Raw genomic sequence first — 20340 nt, 5'->3', positions numbered from 1 at the left:
GGTATTTGTTGACTTTTCTGAAAAAATACAGTTATGAACAAGCATTTTAAATTAACCATTCCAAAACCTTGTCATGAAAACTGGAATGAAATGAGACCTAATGAAAAAGGAAGATTTTGCAGTTCTTGTGCAAAAACGGTGGTTGATTTTACCCAATTTTCCGATAAGCAAGTTCAAGAATATTTACTAAATAATAGAAAACAAAAAGTTTGTGGTCATTTTTATAGAAAGCAATTGGATAGTTTGGTTATTGAAATTCCAGAGAGAGTAATTTACCATAAGCATAGTTTTAGAAGTTTGTTTGTGTTAGCATTGGTTTTAACCATGGGAACCATGTTGTTGAGCTGTAAAACGGAAAGCGGAAAAGTTCAAAAAATTGAGAAGGTCAAAATAGTGGATTCGGTTAAAACAATGGAAAATGTGTTTCCTGATAATATTAATGATATTGATTCCACTAGAACAGATAACAATTTTCAATTAAATAAGAATTCCACAAATAGCTGTGAGGGGGTCAATTCTGATGATACTATTGAAGAAGTAATAATATTGGCAACTGGAGAACCTGAAATTGAAGAAGAAGTAATGGGAGATATTGTTGACATGGGAGTAATTGAGTTAGAAGAGAGTGAACCTTATCCCTTCATATCAATTAAAGAAACACCACGTTTCAAAAAAGATAAACATTTGTCTGAGGAAAAAGCAAAAACAAATTTTCAAAAAAGAATGAATGATTTTGTTCAGTCCAACTTCGATGCTGAACTTCTCCAAAACTTAGGGTTAAATTCGGGTAAGTATAGGACATATTCTCAATTTATTATTAATGCTGAAGGAAAAGTATCACAGATAAAAGTTCGAGCACCCCATGAAGTTTTGAAAAAAGAAGCTATGGATGTTATAGAAAAGCTACCCAGTTTTATTCCTGCAAAAAGAGAAGGAAAAATAGTTAGTGTTTCATACACACTACCAATAACTTTTGTTGTTGAGTAATAATAAATTTTTGACTGTACTTCTAACCACTACACCTCAAACAACTTACCTGGTAAAGGTTTTATGATTCCGTTCAATTCCATTTCCAATAAAATTGAAGACAGTTGGTAAACGGGAATATCGCAATCTCTTGCAATAATATCTAAAAGTTGCTTGCCTTGTTTAGATAAGTAATCGAAGATTTTTTGCTCTTGTTCGTTGAGGTTAATAAAAAGAGCAGTTTGTTTTACTTGTTTCTGGGAAACATCCCAATTCAGCATGTTAACAATATCTTCTGCCGAAGTTAATATATGCGCACTGTTCTGTTTAATCAAATTATTGCAACCTTTACTATATTCATCACTTACCCTTCCTGATAATGCAAATACATCGCGATGATATGAGTTGGCAATATCAGCAGTAACAAGCGAACCTCCTTTTTCTGCAGATTCAATGACAATGGTTGCTTTTGAAATTCCGGCAACAATACGATTACGCTTTAGGAAGTTTTCACGTATCGGTGGTTCGTTATGCCAAAAATCAGAAATAAACCCACCGTTAGTATTAATATCACGTATATATCGTTTGTGAGCTTTCGGATAAACTTCATCCAAGCCATGTGCCAACACAGCGATGGTTTGCAGATTATTATCTATAGCCGCTTTGTGAGCACTGATATCCACGCCATAAGCAAACCCACTAACAATTATAGGATGATAAGGAGAAAGGTCTTTGATAAGTTGATTACAGAAACCACGTCCGTAATTGGTAATAGTTCGAGTTCCAACAATAGAAATAATGCGATCGGTTTTTAGCTCAATATTTCCATCCATAAAAATAAGAATTGGAGCGTCAATACATTGCTTTAAATAATGAGGATAGTCGTTATCTAAAAAATAATGGTACGTGTAGTTTGACTGTTCCAAAAAAAGCAACTCCTCCTCTGCTCTTTTCAAAATTTGTTCGTCAAAAATATGTTGTAAAGCATGGCTTCCAACTCCAGGAATTTTTAACAATGTAGAAATTGACTCGTTGAATACTTGTTCAGGACTTCCACAGGCGGAAATGAGCTTTTTTGCTATTACATCACCAATGTTTTTGGTAGCTTGAAGGCGCAAAATAGCCAGTAATTTTTCTTTTTTCATAGCGCAAAAAATTGAGTATCAATATACAAAAAAAGTGTTAATAAGTATTGTATATAAATTCGAAAACCACACTTGAAATTTGCTAGTTTTGTTCATATGAGATTAGCCGACTACATTAACGATTTATTATATAGATACGACTGCGTAATTGTTCCAAACTTTGGAGGTTTTGTAACCAATAAAATAGGAGCAAAGGTTGATGAAAATGCAAACGCAATTTATCCACCAAAAAAGCAAGTAACGTTTAATGCTTACTTACAACATAACGACGGTTTGTTGGCTAACTATATTGCTTCAACTGAAAAGATTTCTTTTGAAAAAGCTACCGAAAAGATAGCGGAAGAAGTGGACACTTGGAAAAACCAATTGGAAACGGGAACTATTACTGTAGCGAAAGTGGGTACTTTAACCCGTAATGAAGAAAGAAAACTATTATTTGAACCAAATACTTCAACCAATTTCTTAATTGACTCGTTCGGATTAGCTCAAGCTGGAGCGACTTCTGTGGAAAGAGAAGATGCTCAAGTTGCTGAAGTTGTAGTTCTTGATGAAAAGAAAGAAGGTAAAGTAATTCCTTTAGTTGTGAAAAGAGCAGCCGCAGCGGCAGTTGCTGTTGGAATTATTTATGCTGGATGGAGTGGTGTTCAAAATCATAATGAGCAACAAGAGTTTCTTGCAAATCAACAAAAAGAAATTCAAGCGGCTACATTCGTTATTGATAGCCCGTTACCAACTATTGACTTAAAGGTTTCAAAAGAAGAACCTAAAAACTTTCACATTGTTGCTGGAGCTTTTCAAGAAGTTGAAAACGCTCACAATAAAGTAAATGAATTGAAAGAGCAGGGGTTTGATGCTAAAATCATTGGAGAGAATTCATTTGGATTAACGCAAGTGGTTTACGGAAGTTATCATACCAAAGAATCAGCTCGTACAGCCTTATTGAAAATAAAGGAAGATGTTTCGGAAGAAGCATGGTTATTGGAAAAATAATCTTCCTTACATCGCTACGAAATATTTCGTTTCATTGCATATCTTTGCAACAAATTTTTTAGAATGAGAGCAAAAACTCCAAGTGAATCGCTAACCACACTTACAGATTTAGTATTACCAGGAGAAACTAACTACTTAGATAACCTTTTTGGAGGTGAATTATTAGCTCGTATGGATAGAGCTTGTAGTATTGCAGCAAGAAGACACTCAAGAAGAATTGTAGTAACAGCTTCAGTAAATCACGTAGCATTTACAAAGTCAACCCCAGTAGGTAGTGTTGTTACAATTGAAGCAAAAGTATCGCGAGCTTTTACATCTTCAATGGAAGTATACGTTGATGTTTGGATTGAAGATCGTCAATCAGGAGAAAAAACAAAAGTAAACGAAGGAATCTATACATTCGTTGCAGTTGATGAAACTGGAAAGCCAGTTCCTGTACCAGCATTGAAACCTGAAACAGAATTAGAACAAAAAAGGTTTGATGGAGCTCTAAGAAGAAAGCAATTAAGCTTAGTTTTAGCTGGCAAAATGGAACCTAAGGATGCAGAGGAGTTAAAAGCTTTGTTCCTGTCTTAAAAACAAGATTTCGATTTAAATATTGGTATTTCGATTACCAAAAGAATATAAATGAGCCTTACATGTTAACATGTAAGGTTTTTTAGTTTTCAAATGTCTGGTAAAACCTTAAATTTTTCTGATTAGCTATAAGAATAATATGCAGTTATACCTCATCAAGATCACCGTTTTCAGAAAGCAGAATGGCAACAGATTTTGTTTTTTCAAACTGAGAAAATATGATAATCATAATTACAGTAATAGGCACACTTAACACCATTCCTGTAACACCCCATATTTTACCCCAAATGGCAAGTGATAAGATTGTAACCATTGGACTCAGGTTAAGTGATTTTCCAAATACTCTCGGTTCAATAATATTTCCAACAATTACCTGAATACTTCCAACGGCAAGTAAAACGATAAGGAAAGGTGTAATCTCACCAAACTGTAATAAACAAAATATAGATGGGAAAACGGTCGCTATTAACGATCCTATAGTTGGAATGTAGTTTAATAGGAAAATTAAAAAAGCCCAAAAAGGAGCGCTGTCAACACCCACACCCAAAAGAACAAAATAACTTAAAATACCAGTAAGCAAACTTACGTAGGTTTTTAAACGCAGGTAGTTTGAAATGGAATTTTCAATCTTCCCCAGCATATGTTGCATATTATTAAAACTATGTTCTTTATTCACAAACATTTTATGTAGCTTCTTTTTAAAGCTGCTTTCCTCTAAGAAGAAAAATAAGGCATAAATAATAATCATGAAGGTATCACCTAGTAAACCACTAATTCCGTTTGCTATATCGCCTAAAAATGAACCATAATCAAACTTTCCAATTAAGGTTTTAATAGATCCAACAACATCAACATGAAAATAACTATCAATGTTCTTAATAATACTATCTATATTCGATTCGTATTTTGAATAGGATGAGGTTAAATCAGAAATGCTATTGGTTATAATTTCTGAAACGAAACTAAAGCTTAGAATGATAATACTGAAAACAATAACATTACTTAGCCATTTCGGTATGAATTTTTCCGCAAAAGGAATTTTATAAACGGATTTTCGTATTTCCCTGGTTAAAAACCAAAAGATTAACGCGAAAATAAAGGGAATTAAAATGCCTTTTCCAATAACTAAAATGGCAATAATAGCGGTAATAACAATAACAACGTTGGCTGAGTTCTTCACGAAGATAAATTTAGTTAATTAATTCAGTATACCAAATTTCAATCTATTATTGAATCCATTCTTGAGGATTCAAACGAGTTGTATTCTTATATAAAACAAAACTTAGTTTCGTTTTTCCAGTTATTTTATCAGTGAAAATTTTTCCTAATTTATCGCCAGTTTTTATTGGATCACCTTTCTTAACATAAATGGTTTCAAGGCTATTGTATACTGAAATATAGTTACCATGTCTTACATAAACTGATTTCTTTCCATCGGGATGACCTTGGATACTCATGACTTCACCATTGAAAATACTTTTTGCATCTGAATTTCCTTTTGCTGCAATGTGTAAACCCGTACTGTTAATACTAATTCCAGGGAAAGTAGGGTGGGGCTGAACACCATATTTTCTAGTAATAATTCCAGAAACGGGCCATGGTAAGCTCCCTTTATTTTGTTCAAAGTTTGCGCGAAGAGCCTTTTCCGCAGAGTTAAGTGCGAATTTAGCCGATTTTTTAGCTCCTTTTGCTTTGTTCGACTTAGCAATAGCATCTCTAATCAAACGATCGATTCTCGCCGCAATCCTCTTTTCTTCTTTTTGTTTTTTAATAAGCTGCCTTTTGTAACGACTTTCTTGCTTTTTGATAGAAGAAATTAATTTTTCTTGACTTTCTTTATCTTTTTCGACAGCTTCATTTTGATCTTTTTCTTCAGCAATTAAACGTTCCTTTACGGTTTTTCTTTGCAAAAGAGAGTCGTTTAGCTTTTCAATTTCTTTTGTTTTAACTAAAATTTCCTCTCCCTGCTTTTTTCTGAAATCGTTGTATTGTTGCATGTATTTTACACGCTTGTAGGCTTGATAAAAGCTTTCCGAAGAAAGTAAAAACATAGTTTTACTTTGAAGCGATTTACTTTTATAGGTCTTAACTACCATTTTTTGATAATCTAACTTAAGCTTAGCCAGTTCATCATTGTTTTTTTTAATTTGTTTTTGATTTTTTTTAATCTCTTTATTAAGCAAGTCGTTTTCTAACGTAATGGTTTCAATAAGTCGCTCTCGAATACTAATTTTTTGAGTTAAATCTTTAAGATCATCTAACGCATTGCTTTTTCTTTTCTTAGTTTCAATTAATAAACTATTAACCTTTTTAATTTCTTTTTTAAGGTTTGAGCGTTTTTTCTCAAGCTGCTTTCTTGATTGAGAAAATGAGGAAAAACATACTAGAAAAATACTTAAGATTGTTAAAGCGAAACGAAACTTTTTCATGAGTTATAATTGAATTTCTTTGTAGCCTTTTGGGATTGAGAAATTTAAGTTCAAATTTGTATTAAAATCCACAGAACGCACCGTCATATCAATATTAGTAAATTTAGTGTTTTCTTTAGCATAAATGTTTATTTTGTTTGGGAAAACAATGTTTTTCTTACGAATATAGTTTGGGTATGAAATATCTAAACGTTGGTTTTTGCTTACGTTTACCAATGATTGTTTATCTAATTTGTAATGGTTTGGGTTGATAAAAAAGAACAAATCAAATAAATTAGGTTGTTTTTTAGGAGATAACTGATAAGAGTTATTTGCTATTTCAACACTTTGACGCTGAGATTTAACATCAATAATAGCTTGGCCTAAAAGAAGATTTTGTAATTGTTTAAATGTAATATCTGTTCCTAAAATCTTTCTTAACATACTAAAATCTCCTTCGAAATAATTTTTCTTATAAGGAGAATAAAAACTTACTTTGTCTGGAGTAATTTTAGCTTTGAAAATGGTTATTAATTTTGACCCTTTTAACCAAATTACTTCATCTTTCTTAATTTTCATACGTACTGAAAAACCAAGACCATTCTTATTGTCTTTGTAGTTCACCTTTAACTTGGCGTCAACTGTTTTCTCGTGAAAATTTTCGGCAACATGTTTTTTAGCTACTTTTCTAGCCGAAATACTTTTAATAGCTGAAGAAGTAGCAGCTTCTTTGTTTGATTTACATGAAGCAAAGAGAATAATAATAGGTAATATGTATTTTAATAATTTCATTTCTTAAAACCTTGAGTACAAAGAGTTTTTACTTATTTAACTTTTTTCTATACTTACTTTCGTTCTTATGATCGCCCAGCCCTTGGTAGCTAATGACAAACTCATTGTAAAAACGACTTTCCATTGTTGGATTATCTATAACAAAATCAATACCATTTTGTAAACTAAGAAGCGCTTTCTTGTAATTTTTTGACTTGTTGAAAGCTTTGGCATTCATTAAGTATACAAATGGTTGCGCCGGAAAAAGCACCAATCCTTCACTACTGTAAGTTAATAATTTTGAATCATTATTTGAATCAAGCTGCTCAAGTAACTGCTTTAAATTAACATACGACTTGTTACTTTTAAACTGCAATTCGAGATTTTCATTGTTTGAAGTAGTATTTTTAACAATGGGTTTTGTATTTCTAGGTTTCGATTTTGAATATCGATTGAGGTTTTTTTGAATATAACGTAAACGAGCATTTAGAAGTTTTGCCGATTTCAACTCGTTAAGTACAATTTTGGCAGAATCAATTTGACTGCCTTGGATATAAAGAAAAACAAGATCTTGTTTCTTCTTTGGTATTTTCTGAATTAATTTCTTTTGAGTAGCAATAGCATTTCTAAAGTCGTTATTGCTTTTATGAACCTTTACCAAATGTTCCAGTAACCAAACATTTTCTGGTTCAATAGTTAAGGCTTCTTCTGCATAGGTAATAGCCTCGACAAGCCTTTTTAATTTGTAGTAATTTTTAGAAAGCTCAAATAGAACCGCAATATCGTTTGGTTTTAACTCATTGCAAGTTTCTAAATTGTCAATTGCTTTTTGAAAATTATTAATAGCTTTATGTGTAATTGCTTGGAAGAAGTTTTCTTGAAATTTTAAAAGATTTTTGTCTGCAATATCTTGAGATACTGGAATACTATCTTGAGCAATTATCGTTTGGGAGAGGATTAAAAATAAGATAAAACAAGACCTTAAAATAAGCCCTGTTTTTATCTTAATTAAAACATTTGTTTGGGTTTTATGTAATTTCTGTATAATCACCGATACTGATTGATGTGAATTTACCATTATATTTTGCATGATTTCCAATCATTGAATTATCTAACTCAGCATTTGAAATCTTAACATTGGTTTGAATCAATGAATTTACAATCCTTGAGTTTTCAATAACACTATTTTCGCCCAATGAAACATAAGGACCGACCGTAGCATTTTTTAAAACTACGTTTTTACCAATATAACACGGTTCAATAATATTTGAGTTTTCCAAAACTACGTCAGAAGCAACTAAATTGTTTCCGTCTTCTTGTTCAAAACGAAGAATTTGTTTGTTGGTATCAACAGTGGGGTCTTTTTTACCACAATCCATCCAAGCATCAACTTTTCCTGGAATAAATTTAGCTCCCTGTTGTTTTAATGATTCTAATACATTGGTAATTTGATATTCTCCATTTTCACGAAGATCGTTATCAATTAAATATTCAATTTCTTGTAATAACTTGTTACCATCTTTAAAGTAATAAATTCCGATAATAGCCAAATCTGAAACAAACTCTTTTGGCTTTTCAACAAAATCTGTAATTACTCCGTCCTGTACTTTAACAACACCAAAAGCACTTGGATCTTCAACTTGCTTTACCCAAATAGCACCATCGGCATTCACATCCAATGTAAAGTCTGCCTTAAAAAGAGTATCTGCATAGGCAACAATGCAAGGACCACTTAAAGAGTCTTTTGCACAATAAATGGCATGTGCTGTACCCATAGCTTCTTCTTGGGTATAAACACTCCCTTTTGCTCCTAACCCTTCAGCTATTTTTAAAAGCTCATTTTTAGTGTTCGATGGAAAGCCTTTCGCAATAGGGCCAATAACAAAAGCTATTTCTTCTATAGGTTCATCAACAACCGTAGCTATATTTTCAACCAAACGTTGAACAATTGACTTACCAGCAATAACTGTTAAGGGTTTGGGAATGGTCAGGGTGTGTGGTCGTAATCTCGATCCAATTCCTGCCATGGGGACAATAATTCTCATTTCTTTTATTCTAAATTATTTACAAACAACAGTCTTACATGTTATGGAAAACAGCAACCTTAAATATTTTCCAAGCATTTTCGTAAGACTTTCATAAAAATATTTTTTAACGGTGCAATATACCATTAAAATATGTTTATAAAAAGTTATAATCCTTTGGGAATGGCATTTATCAATGTTTTTGTATATGAGGTTTTTGGGCTATCATAAATACTATCTGCTTCCCCAATTTCTTCAATTTTTCCATGGTTCATTACAAGTAATTGATCCGACATGTATTTTACCACAGATAAGTCATGGGAAATAAAAATATAAGTGAAGTTAAATTCTGATTTTAATTGGTTTAAAAGGTTTAAAACCTGTGCTTGTACAGACACATCCAATGCTGAAACAGATTCATCGCAAATGATTAATTTCGGTTGCAATGCTATAGTTCTAGCAATACCTATTCGTTGGCGTTGTCCTCCTGAAAACTCATGAGGATACCTATTAAAGTGCTCTGCTTCCAAACCTACTTTTTGTAATAAATTAATTACATATTCTTTTCTTTCTTTATTGGAAGAAAGTATGTTATGAACAGTCATAGGTTCAATAATTGCTTTTCCAACAGGAATCCTTGGATTTAATGAAGAAAATGGGTCTTGAAAAATAATTTGAATGTCTTTTCTAAGTTTTTTTAAGTCAGATTTTGAAATTTTGGTAATGTCTTTACCTCTATAAATTATTTGTCCAGAAGTAGCTTTTTCCAGTTGTAAAATCGTTCTTCCTAATGTTGTTTTTCCGCAGCCGCTTTCCCCTACTAAACCTAAAGTTTCTCCTTCGTAAATTTTGAAAGACACTTCATTGACGGCAGTAATCTTTGATGGTTTTGAAAACCATGAAGAATTGCTAACAAACTCTTTTTTTAGGTTGTTGATTTCTAGTAATGGAGGTTTTTCATAAATAGTGTTATGGATAGATGTTCGTTCTTCATCTGTTATTATTGTATGATCTACCATATTGTTCATGAAATCAGAAACTGTCGGTAAGTTTTTTAGTCTTACAGATAAGTCAGGTTTTGAGTTAATCAGAGCTTTTGTGTAGTTTTCTTTCGGATTTAAGAAAACATCTTTTGAATTACCCTCTTCAACAATTTTTCCTTTGTACATGACAATTAAAGAATCTGTTATTTCAGACACTAGCGATAAATCATGAGAAATAAAGATTACCCCCATTTTTTCAGATACCTGAAGTTCTTTTAGCAAATTAATAATCTCTTTTTGAACAGTTACGTCCAAAGCGGTAGTAGGTTCATCCGCTATTAAAACTTTTGGCTTACATGCAACGGCCATGGCAATCATAACACGTTGCTTCTGACCACCACTGATTTCATGTGGATAGGCAGAGTAAATTTGCTCGGGTCTTGGTAATTTTACTTTCTTAAAAAGTGAAATTACCTCATCATAAATTTCTTGTTTGCTTAAGCTAGTATGTCGCTTGAGAATTTCTGCGACTTGGTATCCACAGCTCAAGGTAGGATTTAAAGAACTCATTGGTTCTTGAAATATCATGGCAATTTCTTTTCCACGTATTTTTTGGAACTCGTGATCATTTAAATCTAGTAGGTTTACTTTATTAAAAAGAACCTCACCCTGAATATCGGCATTAGAATTTAAAAGCCCCATAATAGCTAGAGAACTAATGGATTTTCCACTACCACTTTCTCCTACAATCCCCAAGGTTTCATTTTTACCCAAGGTAAATGAGATATTGTCAAGGAAGAAATTGGTTTCGTGAAAGCGAACACTTAAGTTTTTAATCTGCAGCATTAATACGTCTTTTTAAACAAATATAAGTTTAATACTCAAAACCAGTGTTTTGCGTATTTCGCAAAATCCGAAACGCTTTAGTGTAAAACGCAAATAATAAAAAATAATTTTAACGTTTTTTTTATAATTTTGACATAAAATTAACTTAAACATTAATGAAAATGAAACAGAAATTATTAGCAACACTTTTGTGTTTGTTTCTAGCAGGTATTGTATCTGCTCAGAAAAAAAGAAACTGTCATACGATGAACAATCTTGACTACAGACAGTTAAAAAATCCTTCAATCAAAGACAAAATGGAGGAAATCGAAAGGTTTACTCACCGCAAGATAATGGGAATGAGAGAAAATTCTCGAAATATTGTGGGAGATGTTATTCAAATACCTGTGGTTGTGCACATTATTTACAGTAATGAACAGGAGAATATCAGTATGGAACAGGTGCAGTCTCAAATTGATGTTCTTAACGAAGATTTTAGAAGAACAAATGCTGACCAAACTGATCAATGGTTACAAGCAGCAGATACTGAAATCGAGTTTTATCTGGCGCAAATTGATCCTAACGGCAATTTAACTAACGGAGTTACTCGAAAGTTTTCTACAAGAACTTCTTGGGGAACAGCAGACGCAATGAAAATGTCTTCACAAGGAGGTGTGGATCCTTGGAATACAGCAGAGTATTTAAATATGTGGGTTTGTAATATTGGTGGTGGAATCTTAGGATATGCCCAATTTCCTGGAGGTAATGCTGCTACAGATGGAGTGGTTATGGGGCCACAATATTTTGGAAGTTCTGACAAAGGAACAGGTTTTTATTTAGATGCTCCTTTTGATAAAGGAAGAACAACAACACATGAGGTAGGACATTTTTTAAATTTACGTCACATTTGGGGTGATGGTGGATGTGGAGTAGATGATTTTGTTGAAGATACTCCAGAATCAGACGCATCGAATTTCGGATGTGCTTCTACTCATGAGTCTTGTGGATCATTGGATATGGTTCAAAATTATATGGATTATTCAGATGATGCTTGCATGAATTTATACACTTTAGGCCAAAAAAACAGAATGAGAGCTGTTTTAGAAGAAGGAGGTGTTCGACATGAACTTGCTTTGTCGGATAAAACTAGTGACCTACCTTGTAATGCGTCAATTCCGACAGGCGTTTCAGCTTCTGATGTTACTTACGAGCAGGCGACAATCAATTGGAATGAAGTAACAAATGCAAGTTACGAAATAAGATATCGCCCAGTAGGAACTACTGATTGGCTTTTAAGTACAACTTCTGAAATTCCAAGTATTATTAATGAATTAACAGGTTCAACAGAGTATGAAGTACAAGTACGAAGTATTTGCCCGTCAGATAGCTCTGAGTTTAGTGCTTCAGCTACATTTACAACTCTTGAAACGCCTCCGATGTATTGTGAATCAGGAGGAACTAACGTAAGTGACGAGTACATTCAGACAGTTCAATTGGGTGATATTAATAATGTTTCTGAAACCAATACTGGATATTCGGATTACACTGAAATTTCTACGGACTTAGAAACTGGTGTTGAACATACAATTACAATAACTCCTGAATGGTCTGGTACCGTATTTAGTGAAGGGTATGGTGTATTTATCGATTATAATCAAGATTATGATTTTGACGATGAAGGAGAAACTGTATTTACGGCAACTCCATCAACAACAACACCAGTGGTGGGTACATTTACAATTCCTGAAGATGCTTTAGAAGGTCCAACAAGAATGCGTGTGGTTTTAAGGTTTAATTCAACACCTGATGCTTGTGGTACTTTTACTTATGGAGAAACTGAAGATTACACAGTAGTAATTGGAGGAGGAGACACAGAAGCTCCGACAGCTCCAACAGAATTAACTGCTTCTGATGTTAAGGCAATATCTTTAACATTAAATTGGAATGCTTCAACTGATAACATTGGTGTAACAGAATACGATGTATATCAGGATTCAGAGTTGGTTACAACCGTTACTGAAACTACAGCAAGTATTATGGATTTATCACCGAGAACTAGATATTCTTTTTATGTGGTAGCTAAAGATGCAGCTGGAAACGAATCAGAGTCTAGCAATGTGTTAACTGTTCGAACAAAAAAACTGAAATATTGCAAATCTAAAGGAAAGAATGCTTCCTATGAGTGGATTGATTTTGTGAAGTTTGGTGGAATGAAGAATAAAACGAAAAGTGACGCTGGGTATGGTAATTTTACTAACAAAGTGGCAAATGTAGAACGAGGAACTACAAATAAAATAGTATTTAGTGCCGCGTTTAGAACACTTTCATATGTTGAACATTGGGCTATTTGGATTGATTTCAACCAAGATGGAACATTTAGTGATGAGGAAAAAGTGGTTACTGGATCATCATCAAAAGATAAAAACTTAAAGAGAAATATTGCAATTCCTGCTGATGCGAAATTAGGAAGAACACGAATGAGAGTTTCAATGAAGTCCGATGCACCTCAAACCGCTTGTGAAAAGTTTGATTTCGGAGAAGTTGAAGATTACACTGTAAATATTTCGGAGTTTTCTGGAAGAGGAAATAATAGTATAGATGATTCAGCAAGTGCTGATAATGAGGAAACATTGGGGTATGAAGAAGGAGTTTCTGTAGTTACCTATCCAAATCCAGCACAAAATTATCTAGGTGTGAATATGAGATCAATAGTTAAAGGAGCAACTTATAGAATAATAAATGTTTTAGGAAAAGTTGTTTCGGATTCTAGTTCTTTGACTAAAACCATTGATGTTTCACAACTGAATCCAGGAATTTATGTTTTAGAAGTAAATGATACTCAAAAAACATTCAAAACAAAGTTTATTAAGATATAATTTCTCCGCGTAAATAATTGGATTGATTTAGAAAAAGCTCAGATTTTATCTGGGCTTTTTTGTTTTTTCTGTATGTTAACTGTCTTTTTTTTAGGTTTTTAATAAAAAAATGTATCTTTGACGGATAAATCATGATTTTTTTGTGATTTATTTTGAAAACTAAAAACATTAAATTAAACCCTTCTAAAATGAAACCAAAAATTACTTTGGCACTTTTGTGCTGGTTTTTTGTGGGTGCTTTGCTAGCCCAAGACAAACGGAATTGTCATACAATGCATAACTTAGAGTATAGACAATCAAAAGATCCTCAATTAAAACAAAGAATGCTCCAAATTGAAACATTCACTCAAGAAAAAGTGAGAATGATGGGACATCCTGGAAGACAAGTTGTTGGGAATATTATTAAAATACCGGTTGTTGTTCACGTTATTTACAGCAATTCTCAAGAAAATATTAGTCAAGCTCAAATTCAATCACAAATTGATGTAATCAATGAAGATTACAGAAGAACTAACTCTGACCAAACGAATAAATGGTCACAGGCTGCAGATACGCAGATTGAATTTTACTTAGCTCAGGTAGATCCTAACGGAAATTCTACAAATGGAGTGACAAGAAAATCTTCATCAAAAACATCATGGGGAACAAATGATGCAATGAAAAAATCTTCTCAAGGAGGAGTAGATCCATGGAATCCTGCAGAATATTTAAACATGTGGGTTTGTAATATAGGTGGAGGAATTTTAGGGTATGCTCAGTTCCCAGGTGGTGCTGCAGCTACAGATGGAGTTGTAATGAGTCCTCAATATTTTGGTAGTTCCGATAAGGGTTCTGGATTCTATTTATCAGCTCCTTTTGATAAAGGTAGAACAACAACTCATGAAATAGGACATTACTTAAACTTACGTCATATTTGGGGTGACGGAGGATGTGGCGTTGATGATTTCGTATCAGATACTCCAGAATCTGACGCGGCTAACTATGGATGTTCTTCAAACCACTCATCTTGTGGTTCGGCCGATATGGTTGAAAACTATATGGATTATTCAGATGATACATGTATGAACTTATTCACTACTGGGCAAAAAAACAGAATGCGTGCTGTTTTAGAAACTGGAGGTGTTAGAAGAAGTTTGGCTTTATCTGATAAAACAGGTGGAGGAAGCAACTGTACGGCAACAGTTCCAACAGGTGTAACTGTTGCATCAATTACTTCTTCAGGAGCAACTGTTTCTTGGAATGCCGTTTCAGGAGCAACGTATGATGTAAGATACCGTCAATCTGGAACAAGTACATGGACAACGAATGCCGTTTCAGGAACATCTACTTCATTAAGTGGATTATCAGCTTCAACACAATATCAAGTTCAAGTACGTAGTAAATGTTCTGATGGATCAAACTCTTCATATTCAAGTTCTACCAACTTTACAACTACAGCAGTAACAATTTCTTACTGTGCCTCAAAAGGAAATAGTGTTGCCGATGAGTATATTCAAAGAGTTCAGTTAGGATCAATTAATAATACTTCGGGAGCAAGTAATGGGTATACAGATCATACTTCTATTTCAACAAACTTAGCAAAATCTACTTCTCATACGATAACAATAACTCCAAAATGGACAGGAACTATTTATAGTGAAGGTTATGGTGTGTTTATAGATTATAATAAAGATGGTGATTTTGCTGATGCGGGTGAAACGGTATGGACAAAAGCAGCTTCAAAAGATACTTCGGTAAGTGGAACTTTTACAGTTCCGTCAAGCGCTTCTGAAGGAGCAACAAGAATGCGTGTTATTTTAAGATATAATGCAATACCAAGTTCTTGTGGTACCTATAATTACGGTGAAACTGAAGATTATACCGTAGTAATTGGTGCTGCTCAAGCGGATACTCAAGCACCAACAACACCAGGAAATGTAACAGCTTCCAATATTGCTCAAACAAGTTTAAGTTTAAGTTGGACGGCTTCAACCGATAATGTTGGAGTAACAGGATATGATGTGTATCGTGGATCAACAAAAATAACTTCAGTAACTGGAACTTCATACAATGTAACTGGACTAACCGCAAATACTTCATATACATTCTCAGTAAGAGCTTTGGACGCAGCTGGAAATGAATCAGGAGCAGGAAGTGTTACGGCAACCACATTAGGAAATACTGTTTCTTACTGTACGTCAAAAGGAAACAATTCTAGTTACGAGTGGATTGATTATGTTTCTTTTGGAGGAATGACTAATAGTTCTGGTAATGACGGAGGATATAAAGATAACACTAGTAAAGTAGCTACCGTTGGTAGAGGAACAACAAACCAATTATTGGTAAGTGCTGGATTTAGAAGTACATCATACAACGAGTACTGGGCAATTTGGATAGATTATAACAAAGATGGTACATTCTCTAGCAGTGAAAAAGTAGCTTCAGGATCTTCAAGAAGTTCAGGTAATTTAAGTTATAATGTGTCTATTCCTTCTACTGCTTCTCTAGGTCAAACAAGAATGAGAGTTTCTATGAAGTGGAATGCTTCTCAAACGGCTTGTGAAAGTTTTTCTTACGGAGAAGTTGAGGATTATACTGTAAATATTACTTCAAGTACAGCTAAAACAGGTGAAGTTGTTGCGGCTGAGCAGTTAAGATTCGAAAACAACGTAGATTTAATGACATATCCGAATCCTGCAAAAAGTTTTATCAATGTAAAAGCTGGGTTCAGATTAGAAAATGCAACCTTCCGAATTATGAACACTATTGGAAGTGTAGTGAAATCAGGAAGATTACAATCAAATATAGATGTTTCTTCTCTTAACTCTGGAGTTTATATTTTGGAAGTTAATGATGGTCAGAAACTAATAACTACAAAACTAGCTAAGGAATAGCCTTATAAAAGGTATTATTATATGCTTAAAAGCTCGAGATTTTCTCGGGCTTTTTTCATTTTATGCAAAGAGGATTCATCAAAAACCTTCGAAATAAGGACTAATAAGACCATAAAAAGCGTCTAATTTTTGCAATTTTTGCAAATTAGGCTTTAGTGTGGACTTGTTAAAAAAGTGTATCAATCGTTGTAAAATCTACATAATTACTAGGGATATGGTGTTTTTTCGTTCGAAATCGTTATAGTGTTTTCGTAAATAGTTATTTTTTTGTTAAAAAAAATATATATATTTGGCAGTGTTTTGGTAAAAATATTATGAATTATCAATTATTATTAATGATAATGTAATAATTAATCAAACAAAACTAAATTAAAACCCTTCTTACAATGAAACACAAGTACTTTAAAAGTCTTGTGGTTGTCGGTGTATTTATTGGCTTTGGCCTTAATCCGCAAGTGCAAGCACAAACTAAAAGTGAAGTTGAACAAATCCGAAAAGGATACAACTTAACAAAACTCGAAAACCTGAGGCAATCTCTTCAACAAAAGGCTTCAGAGGAAAAACAAAAAGCTTTATTACTAGCTCAACAAAATGGATGGCTAACGAAGTTTACAACTAAAGACGGTAGTTTGGTTGAACTGCAAAAAGTTGTCGATGGTAAACCCATTTACTACACAACTTTTAACGTTGCAGCTGCGAAATCTACCAGAGCAGATCATTTAAACTCAGGAGGTTCTCTTGGTTTAAACTTGAATGGACAAAATTTAACCGCTCACGTTTGGGATGGTGGAATTGCTCGAGCAACACATAGAGAATATGATGGTGCTGGAGGAACAAATCGTTTTACTGTGGGTGATGGTAGTTCATCACAGAACTTTCACGCAGCCCATGTAACAGGTACAATTATCGCATCTGGAGTAACAGCCTCTGCTAAAGGTATGGCACCACATGCAAAGGCAGTTGGTTACGACTGGAACAGTGATACTTCCGAGGCTACAACGGCTGCATCTAATGGAATGTTGATTTCGAATCACTCTTATGGTTATAGAGCAAGTCAAATTCCTGACTATTATTTTGGTGCTTATATTGGAGTATCTCGTGATTGGGATCAAATTATGTTTAATGCACCTCAATACCTAATGGTAGTTGCTGCAGGTAATGATGGAAATGATAATAGTTCAAATGGAAATCCTTTAAATGGAAACTCTTCTTATGATAAATTATCAGGTCATTCTACATCTAAGAATAACTTAGTTGTAGCAAATGCCAATGATGCAAACGTTGATGCAAGTGGAAACCTAATCTCGGTTGCAATAAATAGCTCAAGTAGTGAAGGACCAACTGATGATTATCGTATTAAACCAGATATTACTGGTAACGGAACTCAATTGTATTCTACTTATCACAATGGTGATTCATCTTATAACAACCTAACAGGAACGTCAATGGCATCTCCAAACGTAACAGGTTCTCTGTTATTATTACAAGAACATTATAATAATACTCAAGGAGCTTTTATGAGAGCTGCAACCTTAAAAGGTTTAGCATTACACACAGCTGATGATGCTGGTGCTTCTGGACCTGATGCAGTTTATGGATGGGGATTATTGAATGTGAAAAAGGCAGCGGAAGCAATTACGCAAAAAGGAACACAATCAAGAGTTCAAGAGCTTACTTTAAACTCTGGGCAATCGTATACAATTACTGTTGATTCTGATGGAACAAGCCCATTGTTGGCTTCAATTTCTTGGACAGACAGACCAGGTACAGCAAATACTGGAACTGCGAATGTAACAACACCAGTTTTAGTAAACGATTTAGATATTAGAGTTTCAAAATCAGGAACTAATCATTTACCATATAAATTAACAGGACCAACAACAAGTGCTAAGCAAGATAACAATGTTGACCCTTTTGAAAGAGTTGATATAGCAAATGCTTCAGGAACTTATACAATTACAGTTACTCATAAAGGAAGTTTAACTGGAGGAAGTCAAGACTTTACATTAATTGTTACAGGTGCTACAGGAACTTCTGTATGTGATGCAACTGTTCCAACTGGAGTAAGTACATCAGATGTAGCTTCTTCAAGTGCAACAGTTTCTTGGTCTGCAGTTACAGGAGCATCTTATGATGTAAGATATCGTCAAGTAGGTACAAGTACTTGGACAACTAATGCAGTTTCAGGAACATCTACATCATTAACAGGATTATCTCCTTTAACTTCTTATGAAGTTCAAGTTCGTAGTAAATGTTCTTCTGGAAATTCAGCATATAGCGCATCAGTTAACTTTACAACTCCAGATGTACCACCAATTAGCTGTTCTTCAACAGTGAGTACATTCCCATATGGACAAGGATTTGAATCAGGTGATGGATGGACTCAAGTAACTGGTGATGATGGAAACTGGGTAAGAAGAAGTGGAAGTACTCCTTCTTCAGGAACAGGACCAGGTTCAGCGAGTGAAGGATCTTTCTATTTATTCTTAGAGGCTTCAACAAATGGAAGCACTGGGCAAATAGGACATAATGCAACGGCAATTTTAGAAAGCCCATGTTTTGATTTATCATCGGCTACTTCTGCTTCATTTAGCTTCAAAAACCATATGTATGGTAATAACATTGGTACTTTAACAGTACAAGGTTCTTCAGATGGAACTACTTGGGCTAATCTTTGGACAGCTTCTGGTAGCAAAGGAAATCAGTGGAACTCAGATTCAGTAGATCTTGCCGCTTATGCAGGAAGTACTGTAAAATTAAGAATTGTTGGTAAAACAGGTAATGGCTGGTCAAGTGATATTGCTGTTGATGATTTATCAGTTACAACTTCTGGAGGAGGTTCAGACACTCAAGCACCAAGTGCTCCAACAAGCTTAACGGCTTCAAATACAACTCAAACTACAACGTCATTAAGTTGGAATGCGTCAACTGACAATGTAGGAGTAACAGGATATGACGTTTACCAAGGAGCTACTAAAATAGCTACAGTTACAGGAACTACGTATAACGTAACAGGTTTAACAGCAAGTACTACTTATACATTCTCTGTAAAGGCTAAAGATGCAGCAGGAAACGAATCAGCTTCAAGTAATGTTGTAAGCGTTACAACTCAAGCAGTACCAGTTAATTATTGTGCTTCAAAAGGAAACAACTCAAGCTACGAGTGGATTGATTATGTTGCTTTTGGAGGAATGACTAACACTTCAGGTAATGATGGAGGATATAAAGATTATACAAACAAAGTTGCAAACGTTGGAAGAGGAGGTACTTATCAATTAGTATTTAGTGTTGGTTTTAGAAGTACTTCTTATACAGAGCACTGGGCTGTATGGATCGATTACAACCGTGATGGTACATTCTCAAATAACGAGCGTGTTGCAACAGGAGTTTCAGCAAGTTCAGGAAACTTAAGTGAAAATGTAACAATTCCATCTTCTGCAGTTTTAGGACAAACTAGAATGCGTGTTTCAATGAAGTGGAATGCTTCTCAAACAGCTTGTGAAACATTCTCTTATGGAGAAGTTGAAGACTATACAGTAAACATTTCTGCGAATGCAGCAAATTATGTAACATTCTCAGATCCAAATACTGAAAAATTAGGAAACGAACTAATTTCAGATTTAATAACCTACCCAAATCCAGCTTCAAACTTTGTACACGTTAAGGCAGGATTCAGAACAGATGGGGCAACATATAAAATCGTAAATACTATCGGGGCAACAGTTAAATCTGGAGTATTTACATCTGATATTGACGTATCACAATTGAACTCAGGAGTTTATTTACTTGAGATTAATGATGGTCAAAAGCAGATATCTACCAAGCTAGTAAAGAATTAGAAGAACACATTTATTATTAACACAAAGGCAGTGAGAGACTTTTTGTCTCTCGCTGCTTTTACCC

At 34.1% G+C, this 20340-nt stretch carries 13 protein-coding genes; 6 read left to right on the top strand and 7 right to left on the bottom strand.

Going from position 1 to position 20340, the window contains the following annotated elements; translation table 11 throughout:
* Nucleotides 1-33: 33 nt before the first annotated feature.
* Nucleotides 34-987, top strand: a complete 954-nt coding sequence (locus tag ACKTTV_RS05150; protein WP_408029743.1) for an energy transducer TonB — start codon at nt 34-36, stop codon at nt 985-987.
* Between the two features lie 29 nt (nt 988-1016).
* Here ACKTTV_RS05150 and dprA read toward each other — a convergent pair whose 3' ends face one another.
* Nucleotides 1017-2111: a DNA-processing protein DprA gene (gene dprA / locus ACKTTV_RS05145; protein ID WP_408029742.1), complete on the bottom strand. Its 1095-nt coding sequence runs from the start codon at nt 2109-2111 to the stop codon at nt 1017-1019.
* A gap of 96 nt (nt 2112-2207) precedes the next feature.
* Between dprA and ACKTTV_RS05140 the strand changes: the two genes are divergently transcribed.
* Both ACKTTV_RS05140 and ACKTTV_RS05135 read left to right on the top strand, forming a co-directional pair.
* On the top strand, nt 2208-3101 hold the full coding sequence (locus tag ACKTTV_RS05140) for an HU domain-containing protein (protein WP_408029741.1): 894 nt from the start codon (nt 2208-2210) through the stop codon (nt 3099-3101).
* Between the two features lie 63 nt (nt 3102-3164).
* Complete coding sequence (locus ACKTTV_RS05135; RefSeq protein ID WP_408029740.1) at nt 3165-3677, top strand: acyl-CoA thioesterase; 513 nt, start codon at nt 3165-3167, stop codon at nt 3675-3677.
* 145 nt (nt 3678-3822) lie between these two features.
* Here ACKTTV_RS05135 and ACKTTV_RS05130 read toward each other — a convergent pair whose 3' ends face one another.
* The 6 genes from ACKTTV_RS05130 to ACKTTV_RS05105 form a co-directional block, all read right to left on the bottom strand.
* Nucleotides 3823-4857: an AI-2E family transporter gene (locus tag ACKTTV_RS05130; RefSeq protein ID WP_408029739.1), complete on the bottom strand. Its 1035-nt coding sequence runs from the start codon at nt 4855-4857 to the stop codon at nt 3823-3825.
* Nucleotides 4858-4903: 46 nt separating this feature from the next.
* Nucleotides 4904-6106 (bottom strand): murein hydrolase activator EnvC family protein, encoded by a 1203-nt coding sequence (locus ACKTTV_RS05125; RefSeq protein ID WP_408029738.1) that lies wholly within the window; start codon nt 6104-6106, stop codon nt 4904-4906.
* A 3-nt stretch (nt 6107-6109) separates the two neighbouring features.
* Nucleotides 6110-6877 (bottom strand): DUF4292 domain-containing protein, encoded by a 768-nt coding sequence (locus ACKTTV_RS05120; protein ID WP_408029737.1) that lies wholly within the window; start codon nt 6875-6877, stop codon nt 6110-6112.
* Between the two features lie 28 nt (nt 6878-6905).
* Nucleotides 6906-7946, bottom strand: a complete 1041-nt coding sequence (locus ACKTTV_RS05115) for a tetratricopeptide repeat protein (RefSeq protein WP_408029736.1) — start codon at nt 7944-7946, stop codon at nt 6906-6908.
* Nucleotides 7885-8901 carry a sugar nucleotidyltransferase gene (locus ACKTTV_RS05110; protein WP_408029735.1) on the bottom strand — a complete coding sequence of 339 codons (1017 nt, stop codon included), beginning with the start codon at nt 8899-8901 and terminating at the stop codon, nt 7885-7887. The genes ACKTTV_RS05115 and ACKTTV_RS05110 overlap by 62 nt, the downstream gene beginning before the upstream one ends.
* A gap of 146 nt (nt 8902-9047) precedes the next feature.
* Nucleotides 9048-10709: an ABC transporter ATP-binding protein gene (locus tag ACKTTV_RS05105; protein WP_408029734.1), complete on the bottom strand. Its 1662-nt coding sequence runs from the start codon at nt 10707-10709 to the stop codon at nt 9048-9050.
* 161 nt (nt 10710-10870) lie between these two features.
* Between ACKTTV_RS05105 and ACKTTV_RS05100 the strand changes: the two genes are divergently transcribed.
* From ACKTTV_RS05100 to ACKTTV_RS05090, 3 genes are all read left to right on the top strand, one after another.
* Nucleotides 10871-13564 carry a GEVED domain-containing protein gene (locus tag ACKTTV_RS05100; protein ID WP_408029733.1) on the top strand — a complete coding sequence of 898 codons (2694 nt, stop codon included), beginning with the start codon at nt 10871-10873 and terminating at the stop codon, nt 13562-13564.
* Between the two features lie 188 nt (nt 13565-13752).
* Nucleotides 13753-16437 (top strand): GEVED domain-containing protein, encoded by a 2685-nt coding sequence (locus tag ACKTTV_RS05095; RefSeq protein WP_408029732.1) that lies wholly within the window; start codon nt 13753-13755, stop codon nt 16435-16437.
* 386 nt (nt 16438-16823) lie between these two features.
* Nucleotides 16824-20276, top strand: coding sequence for a S8 family serine peptidase (locus tag ACKTTV_RS05090; protein ID WP_408029731.1), 3453 nt, complete (start codon nt 16824-16826; stop codon nt 20274-20276).
* Nucleotides 20277-20340 lie beyond the last annotated feature (64 nt).

Origin of the sequence: Tenacibaculum xiamenense, assembly GCF_964513065.1 — a bacterium.
Lineage (GTDB): Bacteria > Bacteroidota > Bacteroidia > Flavobacteriales > Flavobacteriaceae > Polaribacter > Polaribacter xiamenense.
The sequence above is the reverse complement of the archived record's forward strand: the minus strand, read 5'-3'. Positions and strand labels throughout refer to the sequence as shown.